Origin of the sequence: Planococcus beijingensis, assembly GCF_016820615.1 — a bacterium.
GTDB lineage: Bacteria > Bacillota > Bacilli > Bacillales_A > Planococcaceae > Planococcus > Planococcus notacanthi.
The window spans coordinates 25632-47119 of the sequence record NZ_JADHDZ010000009.1; the positions used below are offsets into that span (position 1 = coordinate 25632).

At 45.7% G+C, this 21488-nt stretch carries 23 protein-coding genes and 1 pseudogene; 3 read left to right on the top strand and 21 right to left on the bottom strand.

Annotation, left to right across the window (positions count from 1 at the left end):
• Positions 1 to 281 precede the first annotated feature (281 nt).
• Positions 282 to 2411 carry a copper-translocating P-type ATPase gene (locus IRE19_RS16755; protein WP_203341266.1) on the bottom strand — a complete coding sequence of 710 codons (2130 nt, stop codon included), beginning with the start codon at positions 2409 to 2411 and terminating at the stop codon, positions 282 to 284.
• Between the two features lie 133 nt (positions 2412 to 2544).
• Complete coding sequence (copZ, locus tag IRE19_RS16760; protein ID WP_094942858.1) at positions 2545 to 2748, bottom strand: copper chaperone CopZ; 204 nt, start codon at positions 2746 to 2748, stop codon at positions 2545 to 2547.
• Between the two features lie 342 nt (positions 2749 to 3090).
• On the opposite strand from copZ, the gene IRE19_RS16765 reads away from it, so the two are divergent.
• A complete protein-coding gene (locus IRE19_RS16765) occupies positions 3091 to 3423 on the top strand; it encodes a four-helix bundle copper-binding protein (RefSeq protein ID WP_203341267.1) in 333 nt (110 codons plus the stop codon).
• Positions 3424 to 3479: 56 nt separating this feature from the next.
• Here the strand turns inward: IRE19_RS16765 and IRE19_RS16770 are convergent, their stop codons facing one another.
• The 3 genes from IRE19_RS16770 to IRE19_RS16780 are packed head-to-tail and all read right to left on the bottom strand — an operon-like array spanning position 3480 to position 6492.
• On the bottom strand, positions 3480 to 4160 hold the full coding sequence (locus IRE19_RS16770; RefSeq protein WP_203341268.1) for a response regulator transcription factor: 681 nt from the start codon (positions 4158 to 4160) through the stop codon (positions 3480 to 3482).
• Complete coding sequence (locus IRE19_RS16775; protein ID WP_203341269.1) at positions 4135 to 5541, bottom strand: sensor histidine kinase; 1407 nt, start codon at positions 5539 to 5541, stop codon at positions 4135 to 4137. Before IRE19_RS16775 ends, IRE19_RS16770 begins: the two co-directional genes overlap by 26 nt.
• 42 nt (positions 5542 to 5583) lie before the next feature.
• Positions 5584 to 6492 carry a F510_1955 family glycosylhydrolase gene (locus tag IRE19_RS16780; RefSeq protein WP_203341270.1) on the bottom strand — a complete coding sequence of 303 codons (909 nt, stop codon included), beginning with the start codon at positions 6490 to 6492 and terminating at the stop codon, positions 5584 to 5586.
• A 241-nt stretch (positions 6493 to 6733) separates the two neighbouring features.
• Between IRE19_RS16780 and IRE19_RS16785 the strand changes: the two genes are divergently transcribed.
• Complete coding sequence (locus tag IRE19_RS16785; RefSeq protein WP_203341271.1) at positions 6734 to 7324, top strand: YdhK family protein; 591 nt, start codon at positions 6734 to 6736, stop codon at positions 7322 to 7324.
• Between the two features lie 249 nt (positions 7325 to 7573).
• Here the strand turns inward: IRE19_RS16785 and IRE19_RS16790 are convergent, their stop codons facing one another.
• The 5 genes and pseudogenes from IRE19_RS16790 to IRE19_RS16810 form a co-directional block, all read right to left on the bottom strand.
• Positions 7574 to 8278 carry a Crp/Fnr family transcriptional regulator gene (locus IRE19_RS16790; RefSeq protein WP_203341272.1) on the bottom strand — a complete coding sequence of 235 codons (705 nt, stop codon included), beginning with the start codon at positions 8276 to 8278 and terminating at the stop codon, positions 7574 to 7576.
• A 14-nt stretch (positions 8279 to 8292) separates the two neighbouring features.
• Entirely contained in the window at positions 8293 to 8514 is a 222-nt protein-coding gene (locus IRE19_RS16795; RefSeq protein WP_203341273.1) for a heavy-metal-associated domain-containing protein, read from the bottom strand.
• Between the two features lie 197 nt (positions 8515 to 8711).
• Positions 8712 to 9694: pseudogene (locus IRE19_RS16800) on the bottom strand (IS3 family transposase); the annotation flags it as partial.
• Positions 9695 to 9844: 150 nt separating this feature from the next.
• Positions 9845 to 10348: a Dps family protein gene (locus tag IRE19_RS16805; protein ID WP_238943289.1), complete on the bottom strand. Its 504-nt coding sequence runs from the start codon at positions 10346 to 10348 to the stop codon at positions 9845 to 9847.
• Positions 10349 to 10463: 115 nt separating this feature from the next.
• Positions 10464 to 12359, bottom strand: a complete 1896-nt coding sequence (locus IRE19_RS16810) for a heavy metal translocating P-type ATPase (protein WP_203341274.1) — start codon at positions 12357 to 12359, stop codon at positions 10464 to 10466.
• Positions 12360 to 12613: 254 nt separating this feature from the next.
• Here IRE19_RS16810 and IRE19_RS16815 point away from each other — a divergent pair, with 254 nt between their 5' ends.
• Positions 12614 to 12823 carry a heavy-metal-associated domain-containing protein gene (locus IRE19_RS16815; protein ID WP_203341275.1) on the top strand — a complete coding sequence of 70 codons (210 nt, stop codon included), beginning with the start codon at positions 12614 to 12616 and terminating at the stop codon, positions 12821 to 12823.
• 316 nt (positions 12824 to 13139) lie between these two features.
• Here the strand turns inward: IRE19_RS16815 and IRE19_RS16820 are convergent, their stop codons facing one another.
• The 11 genes from IRE19_RS16820 to IRE19_RS16870 form a co-directional block, all read right to left on the bottom strand.
• Positions 13140 to 13502 (bottom strand): YolD-like family protein, encoded by a 363-nt coding sequence (locus IRE19_RS16820; protein ID WP_203341276.1) that lies wholly within the window; start codon positions 13500 to 13502, stop codon positions 13140 to 13142.
• A 311-nt stretch (positions 13503 to 13813) separates the two neighbouring features.
• The gene (locus IRE19_RS16825) at positions 13814 to 14143 is read right to left on the bottom strand and encodes a hypothetical protein (protein WP_203341277.1); all 330 of its coding nucleotides are present in this window, start codon (positions 14141 to 14143) and stop codon (positions 13814 to 13816) included.
• A 265-nt stretch (positions 14144 to 14408) separates the two neighbouring features.
• On the bottom strand, positions 14409 to 15131 hold the full coding sequence (locus IRE19_RS16830; protein WP_203341278.1) for a hypothetical protein: 723 nt from the start codon (positions 15129 to 15131) through the stop codon (positions 14409 to 14411).
• A gap of 8 nt (positions 15132 to 15139) precedes the next feature.
• Positions 15140 to 16567, bottom strand: a complete 1428-nt coding sequence (locus IRE19_RS16835) for an ArdC-like ssDNA-binding domain-containing protein (RefSeq protein ID WP_203341279.1) — start codon at positions 16565 to 16567, stop codon at positions 15140 to 15142.
• 8 nt (positions 16568 to 16575) lie between these two features.
• Complete coding sequence (locus IRE19_RS16840) at positions 16576 to 17523, bottom strand: DUF3991 domain-containing protein (RefSeq protein ID WP_203341280.1); 948 nt, start codon at positions 17521 to 17523, stop codon at positions 16576 to 16578.
• 33 nt (positions 17524 to 17556) lie between these two features.
• Positions 17557 to 17838 (bottom strand): hypothetical protein, encoded by a 282-nt coding sequence (locus tag IRE19_RS16845; protein WP_203341281.1) that lies wholly within the window; start codon positions 17836 to 17838, stop codon positions 17557 to 17559.
• A gap of 18 nt (positions 17839 to 17856) precedes the next feature.
• The gene (locus tag IRE19_RS16850; RefSeq protein WP_203341282.1) at positions 17857 to 18312 is read right to left on the bottom strand and encodes a hypothetical protein; all 456 of its coding nucleotides are present in this window, start codon (positions 18310 to 18312) and stop codon (positions 17857 to 17859) included.
• Between the two features lie 82 nt (positions 18313 to 18394).
• The gene (gene mobP2 / locus IRE19_RS16855; RefSeq protein WP_203341283.1) at positions 18395 to 19537 is read right to left on the bottom strand and encodes a MobP2 family relaxase; all 1143 of its coding nucleotides are present in this window, start codon (positions 19535 to 19537) and stop codon (positions 18395 to 18397) included.
• Positions 19527 to 19781, bottom strand: coding sequence for a hypothetical protein (locus IRE19_RS16860; RefSeq protein WP_203341284.1), 255 nt, complete (start codon positions 19779 to 19781; stop codon positions 19527 to 19529). Before IRE19_RS16860 ends, mobP2 begins: the two co-directional genes overlap by 11 nt.
• A gap of 218 nt (positions 19782 to 19999) precedes the next feature.
• Entirely contained in the window at positions 20000 to 20845 is an 846-nt protein-coding gene (locus IRE19_RS16865) for a hypothetical protein (RefSeq protein WP_203341285.1), read from the bottom strand.
• A complete protein-coding gene (locus tag IRE19_RS16870) occupies positions 20846 to 21487 on the bottom strand; it encodes a hypothetical protein (RefSeq protein ID WP_203341286.1) in 642 nt (213 codons plus the stop codon).
• Position 21488 lies beyond the last annotated feature (1 nt).

Consider the following 21488-nt stretch of genomic DNA (forward strand, 5'->3'; position numbering starts at 1 on the left):
ATATCAATTTTGTCGTTTATCAGTAGAGATTATTTCATAAAAAACAGAAGGAATAAAAGAGCGTTGTAGAAGAGAGCTTCTTCTCTTAAATTATTAAGTGGACTTCTGTTTTTATGCTACTTCTGATAATCCCTCATATGTTAACTGTGAAACTATAGTTAATTATCCAAAGTCTTCAAACTTCCGTTTGACTTTAACCTAATACGAAACTGTGCCCCCAGGTTAAAAAAATCCAACTTTTGGGAGGCAGCACTTTTCGTGTACGACAATTAACCACTGTTTTAAACAGCTCTATTTCTTAGTTTTAATGTCATCGCATTGATAGCCACGATAACCGTGGACACGGACATCAGAACTGCTCCTGCTGCAGGAGCCAAGGTAATCCCAATAGAGGCTAGAACACCCGCTGCTATGGGAATGGCAATAAAGTTATACCCGGCTCCCCACACGAGGTTTTGTTTCATTTTACCGGTTGTTTTGTTGGCCAATTCAATAAAGGATTCAATATCTCCTGGATCCGACTGAGTCAAAATCACATCAGCGGAATCGATCGCGACTTGAGTTCCCGCACCGACTGCAATACCCACGTCTGCTATTGCAAGGGATGGTGCATCGTTTACGCCGTCGCCGACCATGATGACCGTTTGTCCATTATTTTTCAATGATTCCACTAAATCATATTTATCTTGCGGCGATTGATTGGCTCTGTATTCAATGCCCAGTTCCTCTGCTACTCCTTGGGCAGCCGTTTCATTGTCGCCTGTAGCCATGATCGGTTTTATATTGTAATGCTTCAATGCCTGTATCAGCGTTCTGCTCGTTTCTTTCAATTCATCGCCTAATGCGACCGTACCGATCGGATTCCCGTCCTCAACCAGTATACTTAATGTTGCCCCTTTGGGAACATCCACCGCTACATCTCTTCCAAATGCCTTTTGGCTGATCAATTCGTATTTGCGGCCATTGGCGTTTCCTTCTATACCCGCACCCGACACAACATCAATCGAATCAAAGTGGACAGGCTGAATCCCTTGTTTCTCAGCGTATTGGACTATTGACTGGGCGATTGGGTGGCTGGATCCACCTTCAATCCCTGCCATTAACGCCGCGATTTCGGCTTCGGTATGTTGACCATCCAGTGTTTCCATGTTCAAAACTTTAAATTCGCCAGTAGTCAACGTACCCGTTTTATCCAGTATCATTACATCAGCCTTAGTTGCCAGCTCCAATGCTTCGCGGTCTTTTACCAACAGCCCGCGGCTTGCACCTAAACTGGTGCTTCGTGCAATAACCAGCGGAATGGCAAGGCCGAGAGCGTGTGGACATGCAATGACTAATGTCGTAACCGTAAAAAGAACAGCAGTTTGAATGTCAGCAATGTACAGCCAAACGACAAAAGCGATGAAAGCCGCCGCAATGGCGATATAAAACAGCCAGCCGGCTACTTTTTGAGCCAGGTTTTCAGCTCTTGAAGGTTGATCCTGCGCCTGGCTTATCAGGGCTTGTACTTGGGAAATGAACGATTGGTCGCCGGTTTCCTGTACTTCAAGATACAAGATGCCTGCACCGTTCGTGGAACCGCCGATTACTTTGTCTCCGGCTCCTTTTTCAATGGGTTTAGATTCCCCCGTCAGCAAAGCTTCATTGATCCGGGAGGTGCCTCTTTTGATGATGCCATCGGCAGGGACGTTTTCTCCGGCCTGAACCCGTACAAGATCTCCGACTTTCAGCTCATTTACGGGACGCGTCTCGATCGACTCGTCTTCCAGTACCACATGCGCATCTTTCGGCACTAATTCAGCGAGTGATTGTTGCGCATCCCCGGCTTCTCCGACCGCTTTCATTTCAATCCAGTGGCCAAGCAGCATGATCAAGAGCAAGGACGCAAATTCAAAGAAGAAATCCATGATGTGTTCACCGGTCACGTAACGAGCCAGCACTGCGTAAATACTATACAGATAGGAAACGGATATTCCTAAAGAAATAAGGGCCATCATGCCCGGCGCTTTTTCCTTGAATTCAGCGATTGCCCCTTGATAGAAGGGTTTTCCGCCATAAACCAGCAATATGGTCGCAAGTACCGCGACAATAATATCCGAGTATGGAAAAGTGAATTGGAAGGGGAGCCGAACGTCCATCATCGGCGACAATAATAGAATGACAATGCCCAAGGGCAGCGACTTCAGAAAAATTTCTTTGAAATTCCCATGATGATGGTGTCCGTGATCATGCCCGCTGTGATCCGAATCGACATGATGATTGTGATTCTGGGATGGATTGCTGTGGTCTTGAATGCCCTCTTTTACTTGAGCTTCATGATAGACATGCCCAACATGTTTGGAATGGTCCATTTTACTGTGATCTGCTTGTTCGTCGTGATGGTGGTGATGGTCTTTTTCACTTTTAGCCATTCAGTACGCCTCCTTCAAAATAGTGCTTCTTTATTCCAATTACCCTTATGACATTCTTAACAGCCACAAAGCCCCCAATATACTACCGCGGGGTATATTTCTTTTAAAAGTAAAGAGTGCTGTGAAAGCACTCTTATACGACGGCATATCCTTGTTCTTCAATCGCTTCCTGAATTTCGTTTAATGATGTCTTGCCAGCGTCATAATCCACTGCCACTTCACCTTTTTTAAGATCAACTGCCACAGATGAAACCCCTTCGAGTTCACCGACGCCGGTTTCAACCGAGTTTACACAGTGGCTGCAGGACATGCCTTGTACTTTTAATGTTTCAATCATTCTTATTCCTCCTGGAGTAGTATTTCCATAAACTTAACATACCCCATGAGGGTATATCAAGTTTTCAGTTTCATTTTTACTTTGTCTTTGTTTTCTGGACGCCCAAGGAATTTACTGTGACCAAAAAGAAAAAACCACCCTATTGATTTGATATTCGATTACTTTTCTATAAACGGCCGACAATGGGCTATCACCAGATATACTTTTTGTTTTTTTCGGAAGGAGTTTGCTGTTTCACAATGAATTTGTGCAGTTTCTATGGAGTTTCGGTATTTCCGTTTAGTCTGGAATACAGAGGGAAAGCCAGTAAATGAAGCAAAAATAAAAAATGGAGGTTTTGACATGGCTCATGAACAACATCAGGAATTGATTCAGGCATTGCACGATTGTGCAGCGGAATGTAACCATTGTTTTGACGCTTGTCTGCAGGAAGACGATGTGAAGATGATGGCACAGTGCATTCGATTAGACCGTGAATGCGCAGACATTTGCGCATTTCTGGAACATGCCATTACCCGCAACTCGCCGTTCGTTTCCGAACTGGCAGCCGTTTGCGCAACTATTTGTGAAGCATGCGCGGATGAATGCGAGAAACACGCCGACCATCACGACCATTGCAAACGCTGTGCGGAAGCTTGCCGCAGATGTGCAAAAGCTTGCAGAAGCATCGCTTAAGCAGATGAAAAGGCCTGACGGAACTAGCATTCCGTTAGGCTTTTTTCTTTTGACCACTACACCTCGGCTTCATTGATCCATTTGTAGCCAATTCCCCAAACGGTGAGGAAATGGTCATCAATGGGAAATCCAGCCTGACGGATCTTTTCCCGGACATTCCGCACGTGCGAATCAATGGTCCGTCCTTCCGTCTCCGAATCGAATCCCCAGATCACTTGAATCAGCTGGTCCCGGCTGAAGACCTTATCCGGATTCTTCATCAGCTGTCCGAGCATCAGGAACTCTTTCGGTGTCAGTTTGATGCTGTGTTTTTGGTAGATGAGTTCGAACCGGTCTTCGTCCCAAAACAAGCCATCGATTTCAATGGTTTTTTTCGGTGTTCTTCTGCGCAGCAAGGCCTCCATCCGGGCCAGCAATTCCTCTTCATTGAACGGCTTGGTGACGTAATCATCCGCACCGAGTTTCAAGCCTTTGATAATATCTTCTTGCTGTTCGCGTGCTGTCAGCATGATGATCGGCACGTCCGAGAACTTCCGGATTTCCCGGCACAGCTCCCAGCCGTCCATTTCCGGCATCATGACATCGAGCAATATCAGATCATAAGACTCTTTTTCCAAGTAGCTTAAGGCTTCGAATGGTCCTAGTGCTTTTGTGCAAAGATACTGATGGGGCTTTAAATACAGCGCGACCAAATCCAGCATCCGTTTTTCATCATCCACCAACAGCACTTTCTGCAAGCGAATCCCCCCTTTTCAACTCCATCTGGACTGTTGTTCCTTTGCCATTCTCACTTTGGATCGTCATCTGACCACCGTGCGATTCGACAATTTCCTTGGCGATGGTAAGGCCGAGCCCGCTGCCGCCGTACTGCCGGGAACGGGATTTATCGACCCGGTACAGCCGGTCAAAAACAAAAGGAAGATCAGCTGCCGGGATCCCTTCTCCTTCATCGCTGACACTAATGAATACCGTATCATTCTCTTGCGTTCCCAAAAGCGTCACCAGCGATCCTTCCGGTGAATATTTCCGGGCATTATCGAGTACGTTCAATAACACCTGCTGAAAACGTTCGGGATCCAGGAGAGCCGTTACCTCAGGTGGGCACTGGACCACTAAGGAGATGTGCTTCTCGTCGAAGGCTGGGCGGACCAACCCGGCAACCGAGCGAAACAGCCGATTAAGGGAAACTGTTTCTTTCCGGATGGAGAACTCGTTGTGATCTAGCTGAGCCAGTTCGAACAATTGCCGGATCAACTCCGTCAAATGGGCTGTTTCCTCCCGGATGATGCCGATATACTCCCTTTTTTCGTCATCGGACGTATCCGGACGTCCTGCAATGTCCGCATAACCCTTGATGTAGGTCAACGGTGTACGCAATTCATGTGAAATGCTGGCCAGGAATTCATTGCGCGCCTTCTTCAAACGGTCTAGATCCGTCGACAACGTGGTGATGGCGTTCGCCAATTCCCCCAGTTCATCTTTCCGGTCGAGATTTAGCCTGACCGTGTGGTTTCCTTGTCTTAATTGTTCGGTGGCTTCCTTCATTCGGATGAGGGGTCTCGTAATCAAGCGCGACAACACGAAGATGGCGGCGATGGTGAGCACAGCCGCAATCAAGCCAACAAACAAAAATTGATTCCGCAAGTGTTCGACCATTTGTTGGATGTGGTTGGTTTCGGCAAACATGAACACATGTCCCCGGTGTTCGCCTGCAATGGTAATGGGGCTGTCAGTCGCAATAAACTGCTTATCATCCCACCGGTCCTCCACGATTTTCCCATCTTGTGGAACCTGGCCAAAATCGGTGTGTTGCAGCACGTCCCTCATTTCAGGTTCAATCGTGTCGGAATGGGTCAACTCATTCCCATCCGCATCTGTGATGATGACGATGAAATCGGATGCCGATTCCATCATGGCCACGTGATTCAATGTGGTGGATTCAAAGCTGTCTTCCAGCACTTCACTGTGGGTATTCCCCCGTGCAAGCAGATTCGTCATGACTTCTTCCACCCGCTCATCCACGTAGTTCACGTATAACGTCAGGAATAGGACCGTCTCGATGACGAGGATAAAGACAAAAAACAACAAGCCGATTTTCAAAGCGAGTTTATTCAACATGGCGTCCCTCTTCCTATAGAGCAATCAAATTGTGCGGCCTTTTTATTGGGGCTTTCCGTTTTGCAGCAAGGCTTTCCAATTCTGTGTGCCGTCTTCCGACAGGTAAGCATGGCCCTGCAACGTATAGAAGGCCAGTTCCTGGTCGTCCGTCGGATTTTCAGCGATAAAGGCGATGGCGTCGTCCGGAAGATCCGGCATGTTCAATGGTTCCAGCTCTTCGTTTTCAACAGTATACTGCATCAACGCTGCAGCTGTCCCGTAGCTGCCGAAATACAGCCCTTCTTCGGTAAAATGCACCGCTGTCCCTCGTTCTCCTTCAGGCGTAAGAGATTGGAACGTTTCTCCGGCATCCTTGGAGAAGTAGATGCCTGTCGAAGTGGCGGCTGCGACTAGGTTTGAGTCAGCCGGATGAAGGGCAAGTGCGGCCACTTCCCCTTCCAAACCATCAGCTTGGACCGGTTGCCATGATTCGCCTTCAGCCGAGTTGCTGTAGACACCTGCTTCCAACAGGGAATTAGACGCCGGATTGATGAGGAAGAGATCCTGGCTAGTGTAGCCAACGGCCATCGCATGGAAATCTGTTTCCCCCTGAAACGCAATTTCTTCAATCGTTTTCCCGCCGTCCACGCTGCGCTGAATCCCCAGTGGATTGGGCAATTCCGAGTCTGCGCTCGGATGGCCTGACGTCACAAAGCCTTCATCTGTCGCATTAAAGCCCATATAATCATGGAAGTTATCCGTTGTTTCGAACCATTCGCCTTCCCGGTAGATTTTCAATCCAGTATGGGACGCGAAATACAGCCCATCTTCATTCCCGGCATAGCCCATTCCGTGGACATGGTCCATTTCCCCTTCAAATGGGACTTCGAAAGAGTCCTGTGCTTCTCCGCTGCATCCTGCCAATAAAAGCAAGGACAGCAGTCCCCCAATCGTCTTTCTTTGTTTCTTCATGGTTGTTCCTCCAACTCACTTGTTTTTTTATAAACGAGGTTCCTCCACCAGTTTAGCGAACAAGTCTCGATTTTCTGTGCAGTTTCTTCTATAGAATGGAGAACTTCTCGTGCCATTCATAAACTTGTTATAAGTTGATTTTTCGAGTTTCCCCCAAAAGAAATGTCATGATTCCTGCACACAATATGCAAAGTTAAGGGGTAGAGTAACTACAGACAAACGCAGAAAGAAGGAGAACGCCATGCCGAAAAACAAATGGATGATGGGAATGCTGTCACTTGTGGCAGCCGTCACATTAAGCGCCTGCAATTCGGGTAGCGAGACGAGTGAAGAACCGATGGATATGGACAACAACGCAGCTGAAGAAAATATGAGCGAGGATTCCGGACACATGAACATGGACCATTCAGGTTCAGGCGAAGTGCCGGCAGATTTGAAAGAAGCTGAAAATCCGACGTATGAAGTGGGAAGCCAGGCAATTATTGAAACGGATCATATGGAAGGGATGAAAGGTGCCGAAGCCACGATTGTCGGAGCCTATGACACGACTGCCTATGCCTTGACCTATACACCGACCACTGGCGGTGAACCGGTAGAAAACCACAAATGGGTCATCCACGAAGAACTTGAAAATCCGGAAGACCAACCGTTGAAACCGGGCGATGAAGCAACGCTGGCCGCCGATCATATGGAGGGAATGGATGGCGCAACGGCTACGATTGATTCAGCCGAGGACACAACCGTCTATATGGTCGATTTCACCCCTACGACCGGCGGTGAACCGGTCACTAATCACAAATGGGTGACTGAAGAGGAATTAACAGCGAAATAAACCGAGTGAAGTTATCACCTCTTCAAAAAGGAAGACCAAGTAGCGAAAACATTTCGCTTTTGGCCTTCCTTTTTTCTAGAAATAAATTTCTCTTCTCAACAGTCTTCTTCCGATAAGCGATCATATGTAAACCGAACTCTTGGCAGGGCTTTCCTTATTTTCATTTACACAACATATTTTACGCTCTCTTACTTAATTTTGAAATCCTTTCACATTACACATAATTACCATCAAATATCGTACCGATTGCTAGATGAGCAGCAAAGCATCCAGATCCAGTATACGGATTCGGCGCTGGTCTTCCTGTTCAATCCATCCCTCGTCTTCAAACTTGGCAAGTTTCCGGCTGATGGTTTCGGGAGTCGTACCGAGAAAAGAAGCAAGATCTTTTCTGGACATCGGCAAACGGTACTCCGTCGATTTGTTTTCTTCCACCTGCTGAGCCAGATAAAGCCCAATCCGTGTTTCCACGTCTTCTGTCGCAAAGCTGGTCATCTGGCTTTCAGCCTGGCCAAGCCGATTGGAAAATTCACTTAGGATTTTCCATGAAATATTCGGATATCGCTGCAGAAATTCCTGAAGATTGTCGCGCTGGATGCTACAAATGTCGGTCTTTTCCATCGCTTCCGCATAATCATCATGAATCGATTCCTTAAACAAAGCGAGTTCCCCGGTGAAATCGCCCGGCTCCAGAATCCGGATCAATTGCTCTTTGCCGTTTTCCGACAGACGGTAAACTTTCACTTTTCCTTGATGGACTATATACAAGGAATCCGAGGCATCGCCAACACTGTGCAGCAACTCCCCTTTCTTTAAGGAGATGGAACGCGTCGTTTTGGCGACTTCCTCCATTTCTTCGTCTTGAAGATGATTAAAGATCGGAACTATGGAAACACATAATTGATGTGCTCCCTTGTTTCCTTCTGTATGCTGGCATGCTTCCTGATACTTCATACTTTCCCTCCTAGTTAGGCAACTTTCCTTGAATATACAGAATACCCCAGTTTCACAATAAGTTCTTCGATTTGTTGATCTGAAATTTGTAATTCATCAAACTCAACTCTTACTTTTCCGGAATGGAACAGTACTATGCCATCCTTTACACCAGCCTGTTTCCCCAAAGTATTCTCAATTTTTTTGATGCAGGACGGACAACTGAATGGCTCCATTTGAAATACCGCTTTTCTCATATTGCTCTCCTCCTTATATTTTTCTTCATTATAAGGGGTGCTTGTTTTTTTAACCTTGATGACCATCAAGGATGATAGTAGTTTAGAGAACTTAACCCTTAAAAGAATTAAAAAATAAAATTTAGTGAATAATACAAAAGAAGATGTAGTCTATTAGATTGATATAGCGATTTGAGACATATATAAAACACCTCTTTAGACTGCTTGCCCTTAAACTCTTTTGGCGCCAGGTAGCCTAATTTTTCTAGGATCCGGTCTTCGTTATAGTAACGCATGTACTCATCTACTTTCTCCACGACCTGGATATTGTGCATCGAATTGAATTTGACGTATTGAAATTCCTCCGATTTGATATTGGAATGGAATGATTCAATGACCGCATTGTCCCAACAGTTTCTACGCCGCGACATATTGCTGATCAGGTGGCTCTTCTTGACCAACTCCTGGTACGCAAATGAGGTATACACATTTCCCTGATTGGCGTGGATGATCACGTCTTCCGAATTCCCATGCATCTCCGGCGCCTCCTTAAAGGTATCAATGACCAGCGGCGTCTGTTGGTGGTCCGCGACAATTTCATTATTGAACAGGTCCATGATCGTCGACAGGTACATCGTCGAACTTCCATTCTGGATATACGTAATATCCGTCACCCATTTCTGGTTCGGCGCAGATGCCGTGAAATTGCGTTGCAGAAGATTCGGCGCTATGATGACAAATTCACCTTGTGATTTCCATTTCAGTTTCGGTTCGATCCGGCATTGTAAATGATGCTTTTGCATGATGGCTTGAACCGTATTGGGATGCCGGTCCAGCTTGAAATCTTCGTTTAATAACTTCTTGGTTTTCCGATGGCCAAAACGATACTTCTTTTTCAGCTCCTTTTTCATTTCCATATACTTTTTAAGATGTTATTCTCCATTTTCAAATGTACATTTTGACGATCTTTCTTCTCGTCTTCACTCGCAAATTCCGGCCCATGTCCAAACGAATATTGCTTGCCGATCGGTTGGTCGAACCGGTGTATTTCATTTTCACGATACCATTTCATCCAGGTCTTGATCTGTGATTTGTTTTTAATCCCGTGTTTCTTCATAATCTCTTCATTTGTCATCTGACCGTTTAGTTTGTCTTTTACAATGGCCCATTTCGTCTCCCTTGAATATACGTTTCTGCCCATGCAAAAACACCTCCGATTTCAGTACTTGTGGTAAATGTACCATTGCGGAGGTGTTTTATATTGCCCCATTTAATTATGTTAATCTACCCTATTGTATGATGGTTTAATGGTTTAGAAAGACTATATTTCTGCAACGCGTTTTATTTCCTCCTATTCTTCGTCTTCTTCCCCTTCTAAAGCATTATTTCCCAGATAAGCCTGCAGCATCCAGATGTTTTTATCGAGACTGGCTTTGTATCCGGTCAGCATATCCACCGTCACATCGTCTTTCTCTTTCACCGCAAGATGGATGGATTTGACTGTGACATCCCGAATGACCCGGTAATCATTCACTAATATGCCAAGCATATCTACGGAAGTAAGCGGCTCGGTATAAGGTTCTTCACTGATAAAGGCGTGCTCCAAATACTCGCCCAGCGTTGAATAGGGTTTCTTGCCAATGGCAATCAAGCGTTCTCCGAAAGCATCATAGTATTTGTTGGCTTCTTCATAAAGCTCATTGAATTTCTCATGCAACGGGAAGAATTCCGGTCCTTTCAGGTACCAATGGAATTGGTGAAGTTTCACGAATAAGACGTTTTGATTCGCGATTAAATGATTGACCATAAAGGCTGCAGTTGCATGATGGTGTTCGTGGTTAGTATGTTCAGTCATGATAAGATTCCTCCTAATGTTTTTGGGTTTAACACTGAATTTTTTACTGAATAGCTGTAGAAAAGAAAGGGAGAAAGTAGCAGGTTTCTCCCCTCTGTTGATTTTTATCTATAGTTTACGCATGAGCTGGTTTTAATTCTTGTCTCCGCTGCATTTCTTTCCGGTTAAAGCCCATCAGCCGCATTGCGTTCAGGATGACAATCAGGACGCTCGCTTCATGGATGAACATACCGGATGCCAGGTGAACGGAGCCCATCAGGACACCGACGAGCAGAACAGCGACAATGCCGACTGCGAAGAACGTGTTTTGCTTCATGTTGCGGATGGTCGCTTTGGACAGAGAGTAAGCGTGTGAGAATTGCATCAGCTTATCGGCCATCAAGACGACATCCGCGGTTTCCATCGAAATATCCGTGCCGCCTTCGCCCATCGCGAGTCCGATATCTGCTGTGGCGATCGCCGGTGCATCGTTGACGCCGTCTCCTGCCATTGCCACGACATGGCCCTGCTGTTTCAGTTGTTTCACGAACGCCACTTTGTCTTCCGGCAGCAGTTCGGCATGGAATTCATCTAGCCCCAGTTTAGTGGCTACTAGCTCCGCAGTGTGCTGGTTGTCTCCTGTCAGCATGACGATTTTTTTGACGCCATTTTTTCTCATCTGAGCAAGTGCAGGCGCTGCGTCTTCACGGATCTGGTCGGCAATCGAGAAGATGCCAGCGACTTCTCCGTCCACCGCCGCGAAGATCGCTGTGTTTCCGGCTTTCTCGCGATTTACCGCATACGCTTCCACTTCCGCCGGGATGGCGATATTTTCTGCGTTCATGAGCTTGCGGTTCCCGATGGCCAAAATTCGACCTTCCACTGTAGCCGTCAGACCGTTGCCTTTGATCACATCGACGGCTTCCGGTTCCTGGTCGAGTGCCATGTCACGACTCTTCGCTTCTTTGACGATTGTTTGGCCAAGATGATGTTCAGACACCGTTTCCGCCTGCGCTACCAATCGAAGCAAATCCTGTTCTTCGTACGAATTGAAGACCTCGATATCCGTCACTTCTGGTTTCCCTTTAGTCAATGTACCGGTTTTATCGAAGACCAGTGTATCGACTTTTGAGAAGCGGTCCATCACTTCGCCGCCTTTGACCAGTACGCCATTTTTCGCGCCATTGCCGATGCCCGCAACACTGGATACCGGTGCACCGATGATCAATGCCCCGGGACAAGCGATGACGAGGAACGTAATAGCAAGATGAAGATCTCTCGTAAGGGCATAAACCAGTACCGAAAGTACGACAACTGCAGGTGTATAGATATTCGCGAATTTATTCAGGAATTTTTCTGTTTTTGATTTTGATTCCTGCGCTTCTTCCACCAGTTCAATGATTTTCGCGAATGTTGTATCATCTCCAACCTTTTCAGCAATTATTTCAAGATAGCCAGTGTCCATGATAGTACTGCTGAAGACGCTGTCTCCCAATTTTTTAGAAGCGGGAACGGATTCACCTGTGATAGCCGCTTCGTTCAATGAAGCCTGTCCTGCGACAATTTTGCCGTCCACCGGCACTTTCCCGCCGGTCCGGATGATAACGCGGTCCCCTTCGACCACTTCTTCCACCGGCACAGTCACACTGACACCGTCACGGATGATGGTCGCTTCCTGCGGGGCCATATCCACTAAGCTTTTCAATGAAGATCGTGTTTTTTCCAGTGTGCGGGCTTCCAGATAATCCCCGAACAGGAACAGAAATGTGACGACTGCCGATTCCACGTATTCCCCGATAAAAAGGGCACCGATGACAGCGATTGTTACCAGCATCTCAATACTGAACGCTTTCATCATTAACGCCTGGAACGCTTTCATCGCAATCGGAATCCCGGCAATGACCGTTGCGACGATCAATGTGAACTGCCGCAGGTCATGATAGCCCATAAAGTTCAGGACCAGCGCCAGGACCAGTAAGAAACCGGCTAAAAAGGTGATGCTTTTTTTGTGTTTATGAATGAATCCAATCATTTTTGTTCAACTCCTCTTTCTTTCGGCTGTTATTTTCTCTACACCCTTATCTTAAGTGGTTTCAAAACAGAATAACTTGACCTTCATCAAGGATTGAAGTTTTTTACATTTTCTTTTTCTGTTTGTTTTCTTTCCTTTCCTCCATTTCTATAACTACCGTAAGACTTATTCCGTTCAAAAGATTGATGGGTGTCAAGGAATTACATAGATAGACGTATTATACTTAAGATAGAAAAAACAAAGGAGAGATTAACATGACCACAGTTAAATTCCAATTAGAACCACTCACTTGCCCTTCCTGCATCAAAAAAATTGAAGGAAAATTAGGAAAAATGGATGGCGTTGAAGAAGTGAAAGTGCTTTTCAACTCCAGTAAAGTAAAAGCAGTCTATGACGAGGACAAAGTTGCTCCTGAAGAACTGAAAACAGTCATTGAGAAACTGGGTTATCCAGTAGTCGCATAACAACGGCTGTTGAAGACATCTTCAGATTTCATGGAAATATAAAAAATAAGAACTTCCTTTGTTGAAGGAAGCTCTTATTTTTGTATTTGGCAAACATATTAAAAATTTATTTGCTGAATATTACATATTTATTAGACCTTAAGGCAATTCGCTGTTAAAAACCGTTCGTAAAAGTACACTTTTACGAACTGAAAGGGCCCAAGTCCATTGAATTATCTTGTTCTTCATCTACTCTGAGTGCAGCATTTCTTCATTTCTGCCTATTTGGAACAAAACTGAACTTGGCTCCTTTCGCTCCACACGAATAAGCGCCGTTTCAATCAAGCAACCAGACGCTCACCAACTCATCCATCGGCAATCGGTGTATACCAGAAGGATCTTGGTAGATGATGGAACGGCTACGCCCATCCAACTCTTGGATAATACCGAGATGGTAATGAAACTTTTTTTCTTTCCACGATTTCAATTTCACCTGGCATTTTCGTTGAGTGGCCAATACAAGCTCTTCCTGTAATAGCTGAAGGTCAGTTTCATTTAATTCCGGTTCTGCATCGTGTTGGTCCTCTTCGTACCAAGCACGTATCATTTCAACGTGTTCTGTCAACATCATTCCTTGCCACTTGATCACTCCCCGATCTTTGATTGTGCCTTGTACTTTCAAGTGTTTGTTCACTTTCATGTTGACCACCTCCTAAGTATAATAAGAACATATGTTCTTATTATACCGCTAAAGTCCATTGAATAATCCATTGAAGAAAATAAAAAAGCCCCTCATCCGAAGAAAGATGAGGGGCTCAACTGATTAAGTTCTTTCATTTTTCGATTAAAATTGATTCTATCGTTTTTGTGTATCAGTCTCTTCTAGTTTAAACGGTCTCTTCTTTTTATAAATTAGGCATTTAACTACCGAAGAAAAAGCCGGTCCACTGACTTTCTTTTTTAAAAAACTCGTTTGACATTCGAGTGTTCCTATCAGCTCCTAGCAGAGCATCAATAGCTATATTTCCCTTTTTTCGCTGGTTTTTTTCGGATATGTTTCGTCTTTTGTAAGTAATTGGTTCGGAGCAGCTTGTGCAACGGATCTTGTGGTTTGCTTTGAATGGTGTAGGACACAAAAGCGGCATCAATCAGCGGTAGATTTCGCGCTTCTCGCTCTTCGTTTAGTTGCAAAGCAACTTTTTGAATACTACCCGTATAGGCATACAATTTAATGATTTCCTTCTTTAGCGTGTTTGCATGATACACTTCGGCAAGTGACACATAGTCCTGTAAATATTCAATCTCCTCTTTCGCGCGGCTGATGGTTGGTAGATGCTTCATGTCGTTCCCCATTCTCCCAAAATCGGTTTTTTCTTAGTATAGCGGAAGCCTTTCAAAAGAAGTAGTTGAGAACTGAATTTTCTTGCTATTTATCGATGAAATAAGGAAAGAATAATGAGCTATCACCTCTTTTTTAATTTCTTTCTATTGATTTCCAATCGTTTCGATTCGTAAGGTATTTTTCGTTGACGGCTGCCCCAACTGACTTTTTTTCAATCATGCTAAATTCATCGATGGACAAACTTCTCTTGGCAGACTCATCAGCTCATCTGGAACGCTCGATTTCTTCTTTGCCTGGCGCCTTGGCCTTGTGCTGCATTTCTTTCGCTATCTCCGGTGAATTAACATCAACCTCGGCGCCCAAGGTTTTAGCAGCCCCTTTTATTAAAGCGAGTTCCTCGGCATCAAACTGATTTTCCTTTAGGAGGTTTTGAATCGGCTCCTTTAGCGTGTCTCCAAGGTTATAGCGGGTGTCATCTCCTCTAACGAGTTTCCCGAAATCAAGAACGTCTTCTTTCGTCAACGTGTTTTGTTCCTTCATGATGATCAAATCCCCAATTTCTTCTTTAACAATTAAGTCATGCAGATCCATTTTCAAGTCCGTCGTCGGAATATCATATTCATATTTAGCGGTAGGATTGAACGTGTAAGTTCTAATATCTGGACGGATTTCATCGTCCTTTTCGATTGTAATAAAATCGCCCAATGAATTCAGTTTAGCGGAATGATAATAGGCATCCTCAATATCCATTCCTTCATCCGTCATGCGAATCAATTCCTCTGGTGAAGCGCTATAAATATCAACATCAACCAATTCGTGGTTTGATGCGAGTCCATATGCCCACATTGTCAGTTCGTGTTCTTTTCCGGTTACACTGTTGGTCATCACGAATTTCCCGACATCGTCAACATCTTTCCTCCCGTCAATCATCTCTCCAGAAGTAATTTTAAGTGAATGGCTTCGTTCGATTGCTTTTTCTTGTGTCATGTTTTTCCTCACCTTTCGATTTCGAATGTTGTTTTGGGAAGCTTCTTGCTCTTGTCTGCTGCAGGAGTCTCTTCTTTGTGGATCGCCGTCCTCAAGCGGGCGGCGAATGACTGGATGTAGGCATCATCTTGCTTCAACAATTCGTCGTGGTAGCCGGTTTCCAATATGGCGAATGTCTCCTTGTCCACTAGCTGTTCCTTCTCCAATTGATGGAGCGGGTGAATGTACTCGCCTTTTTCGTATTGGGAACTGATGACGAGCGTAAGGCCGGTGTCTTGGGGAATGGCTACCGTATAGGCTGTGCGCTCTTGGTCGTATTGATCAAAGTCGAGGTTATTCACTTCTCCGAATGGCTTAAACTGGCTGCTGACGCCGTGGATGAACATCGCCGGTTCGTCGTTGGCCAATTCGTTTCCGGCAGAAGCTTCATGCGCTTTTAACGCCTGGTCCGTAAGGTTGTGCGACAGGTCATCCGCTTTGCTTTGCTGCATCTCCATTTCTTTTACCTGGTCAAAATGCGAATCGATTTCATCAATAAACTCGCTGGCCGTGCTTTGGACTTCCTTCAGCAGCCGCTCCTTCTCCTTTAATTCAGCCCCCTGTGTCCAGTTGGCCAAATAGGAAAGCGTGAAGTCTTCTGTATCGATGCCGTACCGATTGGCGACCACATAGGAAACCATTTCCGCCTGGAATTCCTTTTCATTCGTCGTCAGCTCCTTGGATCGTTCCGGCGTGTGCATCTTGGCGTGTGCCAGTTCATGGATCAGGACCGAAACGTTTTCAAATTCCGTATTCCGCGGATTCAACGCAATGATTTTTTCACTCGGAGCCGCAGCTCCTTTGGCCGTCCCGAGTTCGAATGGCGCCTCGTCGACAATGGTGAAATCCAATTTACCGGCGACTTTGTTCAACGCGGCCATCATTTCCCTGCTGCTTTCCAACGTGCCATCCCGGTGGTACTTCCCGAAGATTTCGGAGACGGACAGATTCAATTCACGCGCATTCGTCTGCGTGTATTCAAACACATGGCCAATCTTGAAGAACGTTTTCTTGGTTGTATCCAGCTGTTTTTTATCAATCAATTCACGGTCCTGTTTACTGGCGGAAGAGACCGGCACGTCAATGCCGTTCTTCTTATAAAACTGGACCGGCGTCGGAACAAGTATCTTGATGCCCTTCTCGCCCTTCTGGACAGCCGCTCCTTTGCTTTTCCAAAAATGAAAGGAGCCCACTGCCTCGGCTCCCATGAATTGCTTATCGATCAATGCCATATTGCGCTGTGAGTAGTTGTGGAAGTTGGCCATGAACGCCAGGTGCTCCCGCATCGCCTTTTCAGAAACAAAGTACGATTCAATCTGCTGATCCATGCCGGTTGTCAGCTCTTCGATTTCCTTCATCTTCTCTTCCGGAGTTTTCTTTTTCCCTTTAAACGCCATTCAATCCCTCACCTTTCCATTTCCATTGCTTTCTTCGGCTCCTTTTGTTTTACCGGAGTCTTCGCTTCCACCAAATCAATGTTCCAGTCTTTGTTCTTCGGCTTGTCGATTTCAAAGCTTGTTAGGTAATTGGACCAGCGCTCCACGAATTGTTCGCCGGCTGCATCGTTGTCGACTGCAAAGATGACCTGCTCCACTGCCGTTCCGCGCTCCTTGCAGTCCTTAATCAAGTCCCGAATGCCGGCGGTTGCGGATTGGTCTTTGAGCCCGGACATGGACAGCAGACGGATGTTTTCGGGCCGTTTCAACTCGAAATAACTGAGTGCGTCAATCGGGCTTTCGAACAGCGCAATTTTGTTCGGCGTGCCGATGTCCAGCCGGAATCCGCCGTCTTCTTTGCTGTTTGCCAGGATCTGTTTGAAAGAGCCGCGCTTGTTTGCCATCTTCACGGTGCCTTGCCGATCTCCTCCGACGATCTTGCCGGCAGAATCTTTCCATTTAAAAATTCCGTTCTTTAATTTGTCCTCGGCCAGCAAATCGTTCCGAATCAAAGCAGCGACGATTTTCGGTTCCAGTTTCCGTTCCTCGGTTAGATACCTCGAAATGTTTTCCTGTTTCGGAACTTCTTGATGGAGCGGGTATGCGAATTCTTTTGATGTGTGCCGCTCTGATTCTCTAGAAAAAGTCTTGGAAGAGTTTTGCGCGTTTACATCTCGGACTGCATCCTGAAATGTCATATCGTGATACTCACGGGCAAAGCTGATGGCCCCATAGCCGCCTTTGCTTCGGCTGTTCCAGTACCAATGCCCGCTGTCTTTAATAACCAGGGAATCGTGTTCCGGATGTCGGTAGTAATGTCCCTGCCGCTCCAAGGTCTCACCTTTCGCGTGCAAATAATCCAGTACATGAACGTCATTGGCTTTTTGAACTTCTTCTTTGTCCACTCGATCACCCACCCCAATCACTCCTTTTGATTACTAGAAAAAAGATCACTCTTCTTCAAATTCTTCAGCCGCTCCCAGCAGTTCGGCTAACTCCATTTCTGGAAACTCTTCACGCACAGCTGATTCATCCATGTTCAAAATCAGTTCGTTTGTATCGGAATCGACCGGCACCAGAAAGACATTTTCCGTCACCATTTGGAACAGTACTTCGCGGTCCGTTTCCTTCAATTCAATTTCAATGTCTTCACCGTTTACCGAAACCAATACACTTTCTTCTCCGACTTCTTTGATTAAACCTAATGTGTAGTTGTGGCTAAATACGGCCATTGTCATCCGCTCCCTTTTCTATTGATTGTCTTTCCGCTGTTTCTGTTCAGTGATCCGTGACTCAATCAACTCATCGACCTGCTTCAAGAACGGAGGCGCGTTCATGTCCGTCGTCATGATATGTTCGATGTTCTGGAGCTGCAGAAGCCCCTGGACCAGCTCGATGAGTTTCTGTGTGTTGCGATCGGTGTTGTTGGTGCCTAAACGAATCTTGTTTACTTCTTTTGCAACGCCTGCTTCAATCATTTCTTGAACAGAGTTCGTTACGTTATGCGAGATGGCTTGCGACATTAAATGCATATTCGCTTTTTCAGAAGTAAGTTGTTTGTGTTCCTTAATAATCAGCTCCAATGCCAGTGAAGCACTTTCCAGCGGCAAGTTTTGGGTGGCTGCGTAATCTTTAAGGTATTGATCAGAGTCCATATCAATCCGATAACGGAACTGTTTCTTATTGTGTGTGTAGGGTGCTACCACACTTCCACCTTCTTTCTATTTTTCAGCGAGTACCAGATTGGTACCACCTTCGAGTTGTCGTCAGTTTGCTGACAACTGAAAATCACCTTTCGTACTCCTGTTCCTTCTGCAGTTCTTCATAAGCTTTTTGGTTTTTGCTTGTTTCCAACTCATCTTTGGCATAACGATTGACCAAATAGACGGCCTTGTTGAGATCGCGCTGAACAATAAACTTGCTCGGCTTCTTGCCGTTTTTTCTAGAAAACTCTTTCTGTTTCCTGTCGTATTCGCTTACTTCTTTGAGGATGGTGTTGCCCATGCGCGTATACAAATCCGTCATCTTCATTTCGCGGTACCGCTCTGAATGGGCCGAGTTGCCATACATCCGTTTATGAATCTCCACTTCCTTCTCCAGCTGCTTGTGGAAGTCTTTGAATTCTTCTTTGAAGTTCTTTTCGATGTAGAGCGTGGTGAGCTTGTCTATCTCCGGCCGGACTGTTTGGATGGCGTTCATGTTGTAGCGCCACAACCGTTTGTCTTCCGGCAACTGCTTGTGGATCTTCTTGAACTGCCGGACCAAGTCGCGGTTCATGACCTGGTTCTTCAGACTGTTGAGTGGATCGTCCCGCTTGGAGGCAATGACTCGCTCCCGGATGAACAGGTTGAGTTTTTCGTTGTGCTTGGAGCGATCGGTGATCTTGTTGGCCACTTTCGATTTCATGGAATCAATGGAAGCCTGTTTCCGTTTGCCGCGCTCCTTAAAATCTTTTGTCTGCACGATGGCGACATGGACATGAATGTTATCCGTGTTGTAATGGATGGCGCCGGTCCAGATGGCCGAATCGATCATGCCCTCCTTCTTCAGCATGTCCTGGACTGCAGAACGGGTTGCGTCTTGGATTTGTTTGTTGTCGACGTTCTTGTGTTCCAACACGCCGCTTTCTTTCAGCCAGTCGTTATCGAACGAGATGACGTCCTGCCATAAGAGGCTGCCGCTTTCCTGTGCCTTTTTGAATTCTTCCTTGAAGTACACCTTGTCCGAATCATTCAAGCTGTCCTTGCTGAACGTGAAGAGCCCAGTCGATTTCTCTTCGTTGCTCATGTAGTCCTGATACTTTTCAAATTCATTTACTTTGTCATGCGTTTCTGCGCGGTCCATGTAATTCAGGTATTCATTAAATGACGTTCCGCCATCACTGCCGGCAATAAATTTCGACTTGATGACAACAGCTGGTCTATTCGTCATTGGCCATCAACTCCCGAAGGACACCGACCAATTCATCGAGACTGTCAGCCGTCTTTTCCATGAACAACGTATTGACTTGAAGTTGCTTCTCGAAACTCTCGTCCGCGTTCGAAATCATTTCCAACAACGTCGCCTTTTCGATAAATTCCTTCAGGTAAACTTGACGGGACACCTTCTTTTTCTTGGCCCAATCGTCAATCTTTTTGACGGCGTGGGGATCAACATCCCGAATAATAAGATCCATGTCAAAACCTCCTTCGTTAAGTGCATATTGGAATACGGAAGTAGTCCAATACTGGGTGGGGGAAGAGAAGAGCATAAGGGAAAACTGCTATCACTTTCAGTGCTAGACCAGGCGGAGCCTGGGTTTGAGGTGATATCACGAAAATAGGTGATATGCCTCCACGTGGAGGCACGTAAAACACCCGTTTGTCTCCACGTGGAGACACATAAAAATCAATGTCAAATGTTCAAATCGTATTGTTTTTGTTTCAGCCGTTCCACTTTTACGCGGATATTTTGGATGTCATCGGCCATCGTGGCTTTCTCTTTTTCGTAGTCTTCAATGTTCTTCTCCAGTTGGAAAACATCGTTGTTTGTTTCGACTTGTTCATCCACTGTTTGATAAAGAAGGTCCACTTGGAGCTGCTCAATCTCTTCCCGAATCTCGGCAATCACATCGTCCATCATGCCGCGTTTGCCATCCAGTTCTTTGATGTTTCGTTCTGCTTCTGCAATCAATTCGCCGGTGATTTCCAGTGCGTATTCCGTAAAGTTCCGGTCAGGTATCGCCTCTTCATTGACGACTCGCTGATCCGTGTAGATGGTGGAAATGACTTTGTTTTGTTCTTCTTTTGGTTCGCCTTCAGCAAACAAATCATCGTAACTCTTTTCGCCTTTGTTGAACCGGAGGGCCATCTGATTGAAATTTTTCGGGACGTCTTGAATGTGGATGATGTAAATGCCGCTTTCATCGTAGACAATCTCCGTCGGCAGTTCGGCAGCTAATCGCTCCCGACTGACTGCCGTGAAATCCAGCTTCGTCATGTAGTCTTCGATGCCATTGGTGACCAGTGTGACCACCATCATGTTCTGTTCCGAATCGTATGCCCAGTCCTTAATCGTGAAACTTCCGTTCGCCTTCAAATCAAATTCGGTGTTCAATTCGGTTTGATTGAGCGGAATGTCTTCGGCCATGAACAGTTTCGAGGTTCCGAAAAACCCGAAGCCGAGAATGAACATAAAAGCGAGGGTGATATAGAGCGTCGACATGTTGAGCCTTAAGTTTTTCTTTTTTTTTTTCGCCATCTAGATCCCTCCGTATTCATTTTCCAACGGTTTGATTTCCGCCACTTTCAAGAGATTTCCTTCTACTGTGAACGATAGTTTTGCATACATTTCCTTGTCCTCTTCGTATCCGGAAGAACGGATTTCTTCGCTGTAGGTGTAATGCACAATGGCTTCGTTTTCATTCTGGCCATTCGCAAAAACATTCACCTCCTTGATGTCAATCGCTATCTTCTGCTGCTCTTGATCCATCCCGTCGGCAAGATACAATGTTTCGTACAGGCTCTCGGTCATGTAATTCAGCGCCAATTTCTTGCGGGTCGCATACGACTCGGGATCACTTTCAAACGCGTATTCAATAAAGCGTTGCGCGGTGTTGATGAGTTCCTCCGTTTCTGCGCTGGCTTCTGGTGTTGATTGGTCCACTTCTTCTGACTCAGCTGGAACGCCAGTTTCTTTCGCGTCCAGTTCTTCCTGGAGGGATGCAATTTCCTCCTCTTTTTCTACTAACTCCTTTTCGGATTCCGCTTCCGTTTCCTCTTCTTGACCAAGGGCTCCGTTGTCTGCGGAGTCCGGTGAAATGAAGCCGTAGATATTAACGGCCAGGGAGATTATTAGAATAAAACAGAAGAGAATGGGCCATGAATTCGATGTGAATTTCATC

Bases quoted from the DNA above. Each gene is read 5' to 3' on its own strand.
- IRE19_RS16755 (WP_203341266.1), bottom strand. From the start codon at position 2,411: ATGGCTAAAAGTGAAAAAGACCATCACCACCATCACGACGAACAAGCA.
- copZ (WP_094942858.1), bottom strand. From the start codon at position 2,748: ATGATTGAAACATTAAAAGTACAAGGCATGTCCTGCAGCCACTGTGTA.
- IRE19_RS16765 (WP_203341267.1), top strand. From the start codon at position 3,091: ATGGCTCATGAACAACATCAGGAATTGATTCAGGCATTGCACGATTGT.
- IRE19_RS16775 (WP_203341269.1), bottom strand. From the start codon at position 5,541: ATGTTGAATAAACTCGCTTTGAAAATCGGCTTGTTGTTTTTTGTCTTT.
- IRE19_RS16780 (WP_203341270.1), bottom strand. From the start codon at position 6,492: ATGAAGAAACAAAGAAAGACGATTGGGGGACTGCTGTCCTTGCTTTTA.
- IRE19_RS16785 (WP_203341271.1), top strand. From the start codon at position 6,734: ATGCCGAAAAACAAATGGATGATGGGAATGCTGTCACTTGTGGCAGCC.
- IRE19_RS16790 (WP_203341272.1), bottom strand. From the start codon at position 8,278: ATGAAGTATCAGGAAGCATGCCAGCATACAGAAGGAAACAAGGGAGCA.
- IRE19_RS16795 (WP_203341273.1), bottom strand. From the start codon at position 8,514: ATGAGAAAAGCGGTATTTCAAATGGAGCCATTCAGTTGTCCGTCCTGC.
- IRE19_RS16805 (WP_238943289.1), bottom strand. From the start codon at position 10,348: ATGACTGAACATACTAACCACGAACACCATCATGCAACTGCAGCCTTT.
- IRE19_RS16810 (WP_203341274.1), bottom strand. From the start codon at position 12,359: ATGATTGGATTCATTCATAAACACAAAAAAAGCATCACCTTTTTAGCC.
- IRE19_RS16815 (WP_203341275.1), top strand. From the start codon at position 12,614: ATGACCACAGTTAAATTCCAATTAGAACCACTCACTTGCCCTTCCTGC.
- IRE19_RS16820 (WP_203341276.1), bottom strand. From the start codon at position 13,502: ATGAAAGTGAACAAACACTTGAAAGTACAAGGCACAATCAAAGATCGG.
- IRE19_RS16825 (WP_203341277.1), bottom strand. From the start codon at position 14,143: ATGAAGCATCTACCAACCATCAGCCGCGCGAAAGAGGAGATTGAATAT.
- IRE19_RS16830 (WP_203341278.1), bottom strand. From the start codon at position 15,131: ATGACACAAGAAAAAGCAATCGAACGAAGCCATTCACTTAAAATTACT.
- IRE19_RS16835 (WP_203341279.1), bottom strand. From the start codon at position 16,567: ATGGCGTTTAAAGGGAAAAAGAAAACTCCGGAAGAGAAGATGAAGGAA.
- IRE19_RS16845 (WP_203341281.1), bottom strand. From the start codon at position 17,838: ATGGCCGTATTTAGCCACAACTACACATTAGGTTTAATCAAAGAAGTC.
- mobP2 (WP_203341283.1), bottom strand. From the start codon at position 19,537: ATGACGAATAGACCAGCTGTTGTCATCAAGTCGAAATTTATTGCCGGC.
- IRE19_RS16860 (WP_203341284.1), bottom strand. From the start codon at position 19,781: ATGGATCTTATTATTCGGGATGTTGATCCCCACGCCGTCAAAAAGATT.
- IRE19_RS16865 (WP_203341285.1), bottom strand. From the start codon at position 20,845: ATGGCGAAAAAAAAAAAGAAAAACTTAAGGCTCAACATGTCGACGCTC.
- IRE19_RS16870 (WP_203341286.1), bottom strand. From the start codon at position 21,487: ATGAAATTCACATCGAATTCATGGCCCATTCTCTTCTGTTTTATTCTA.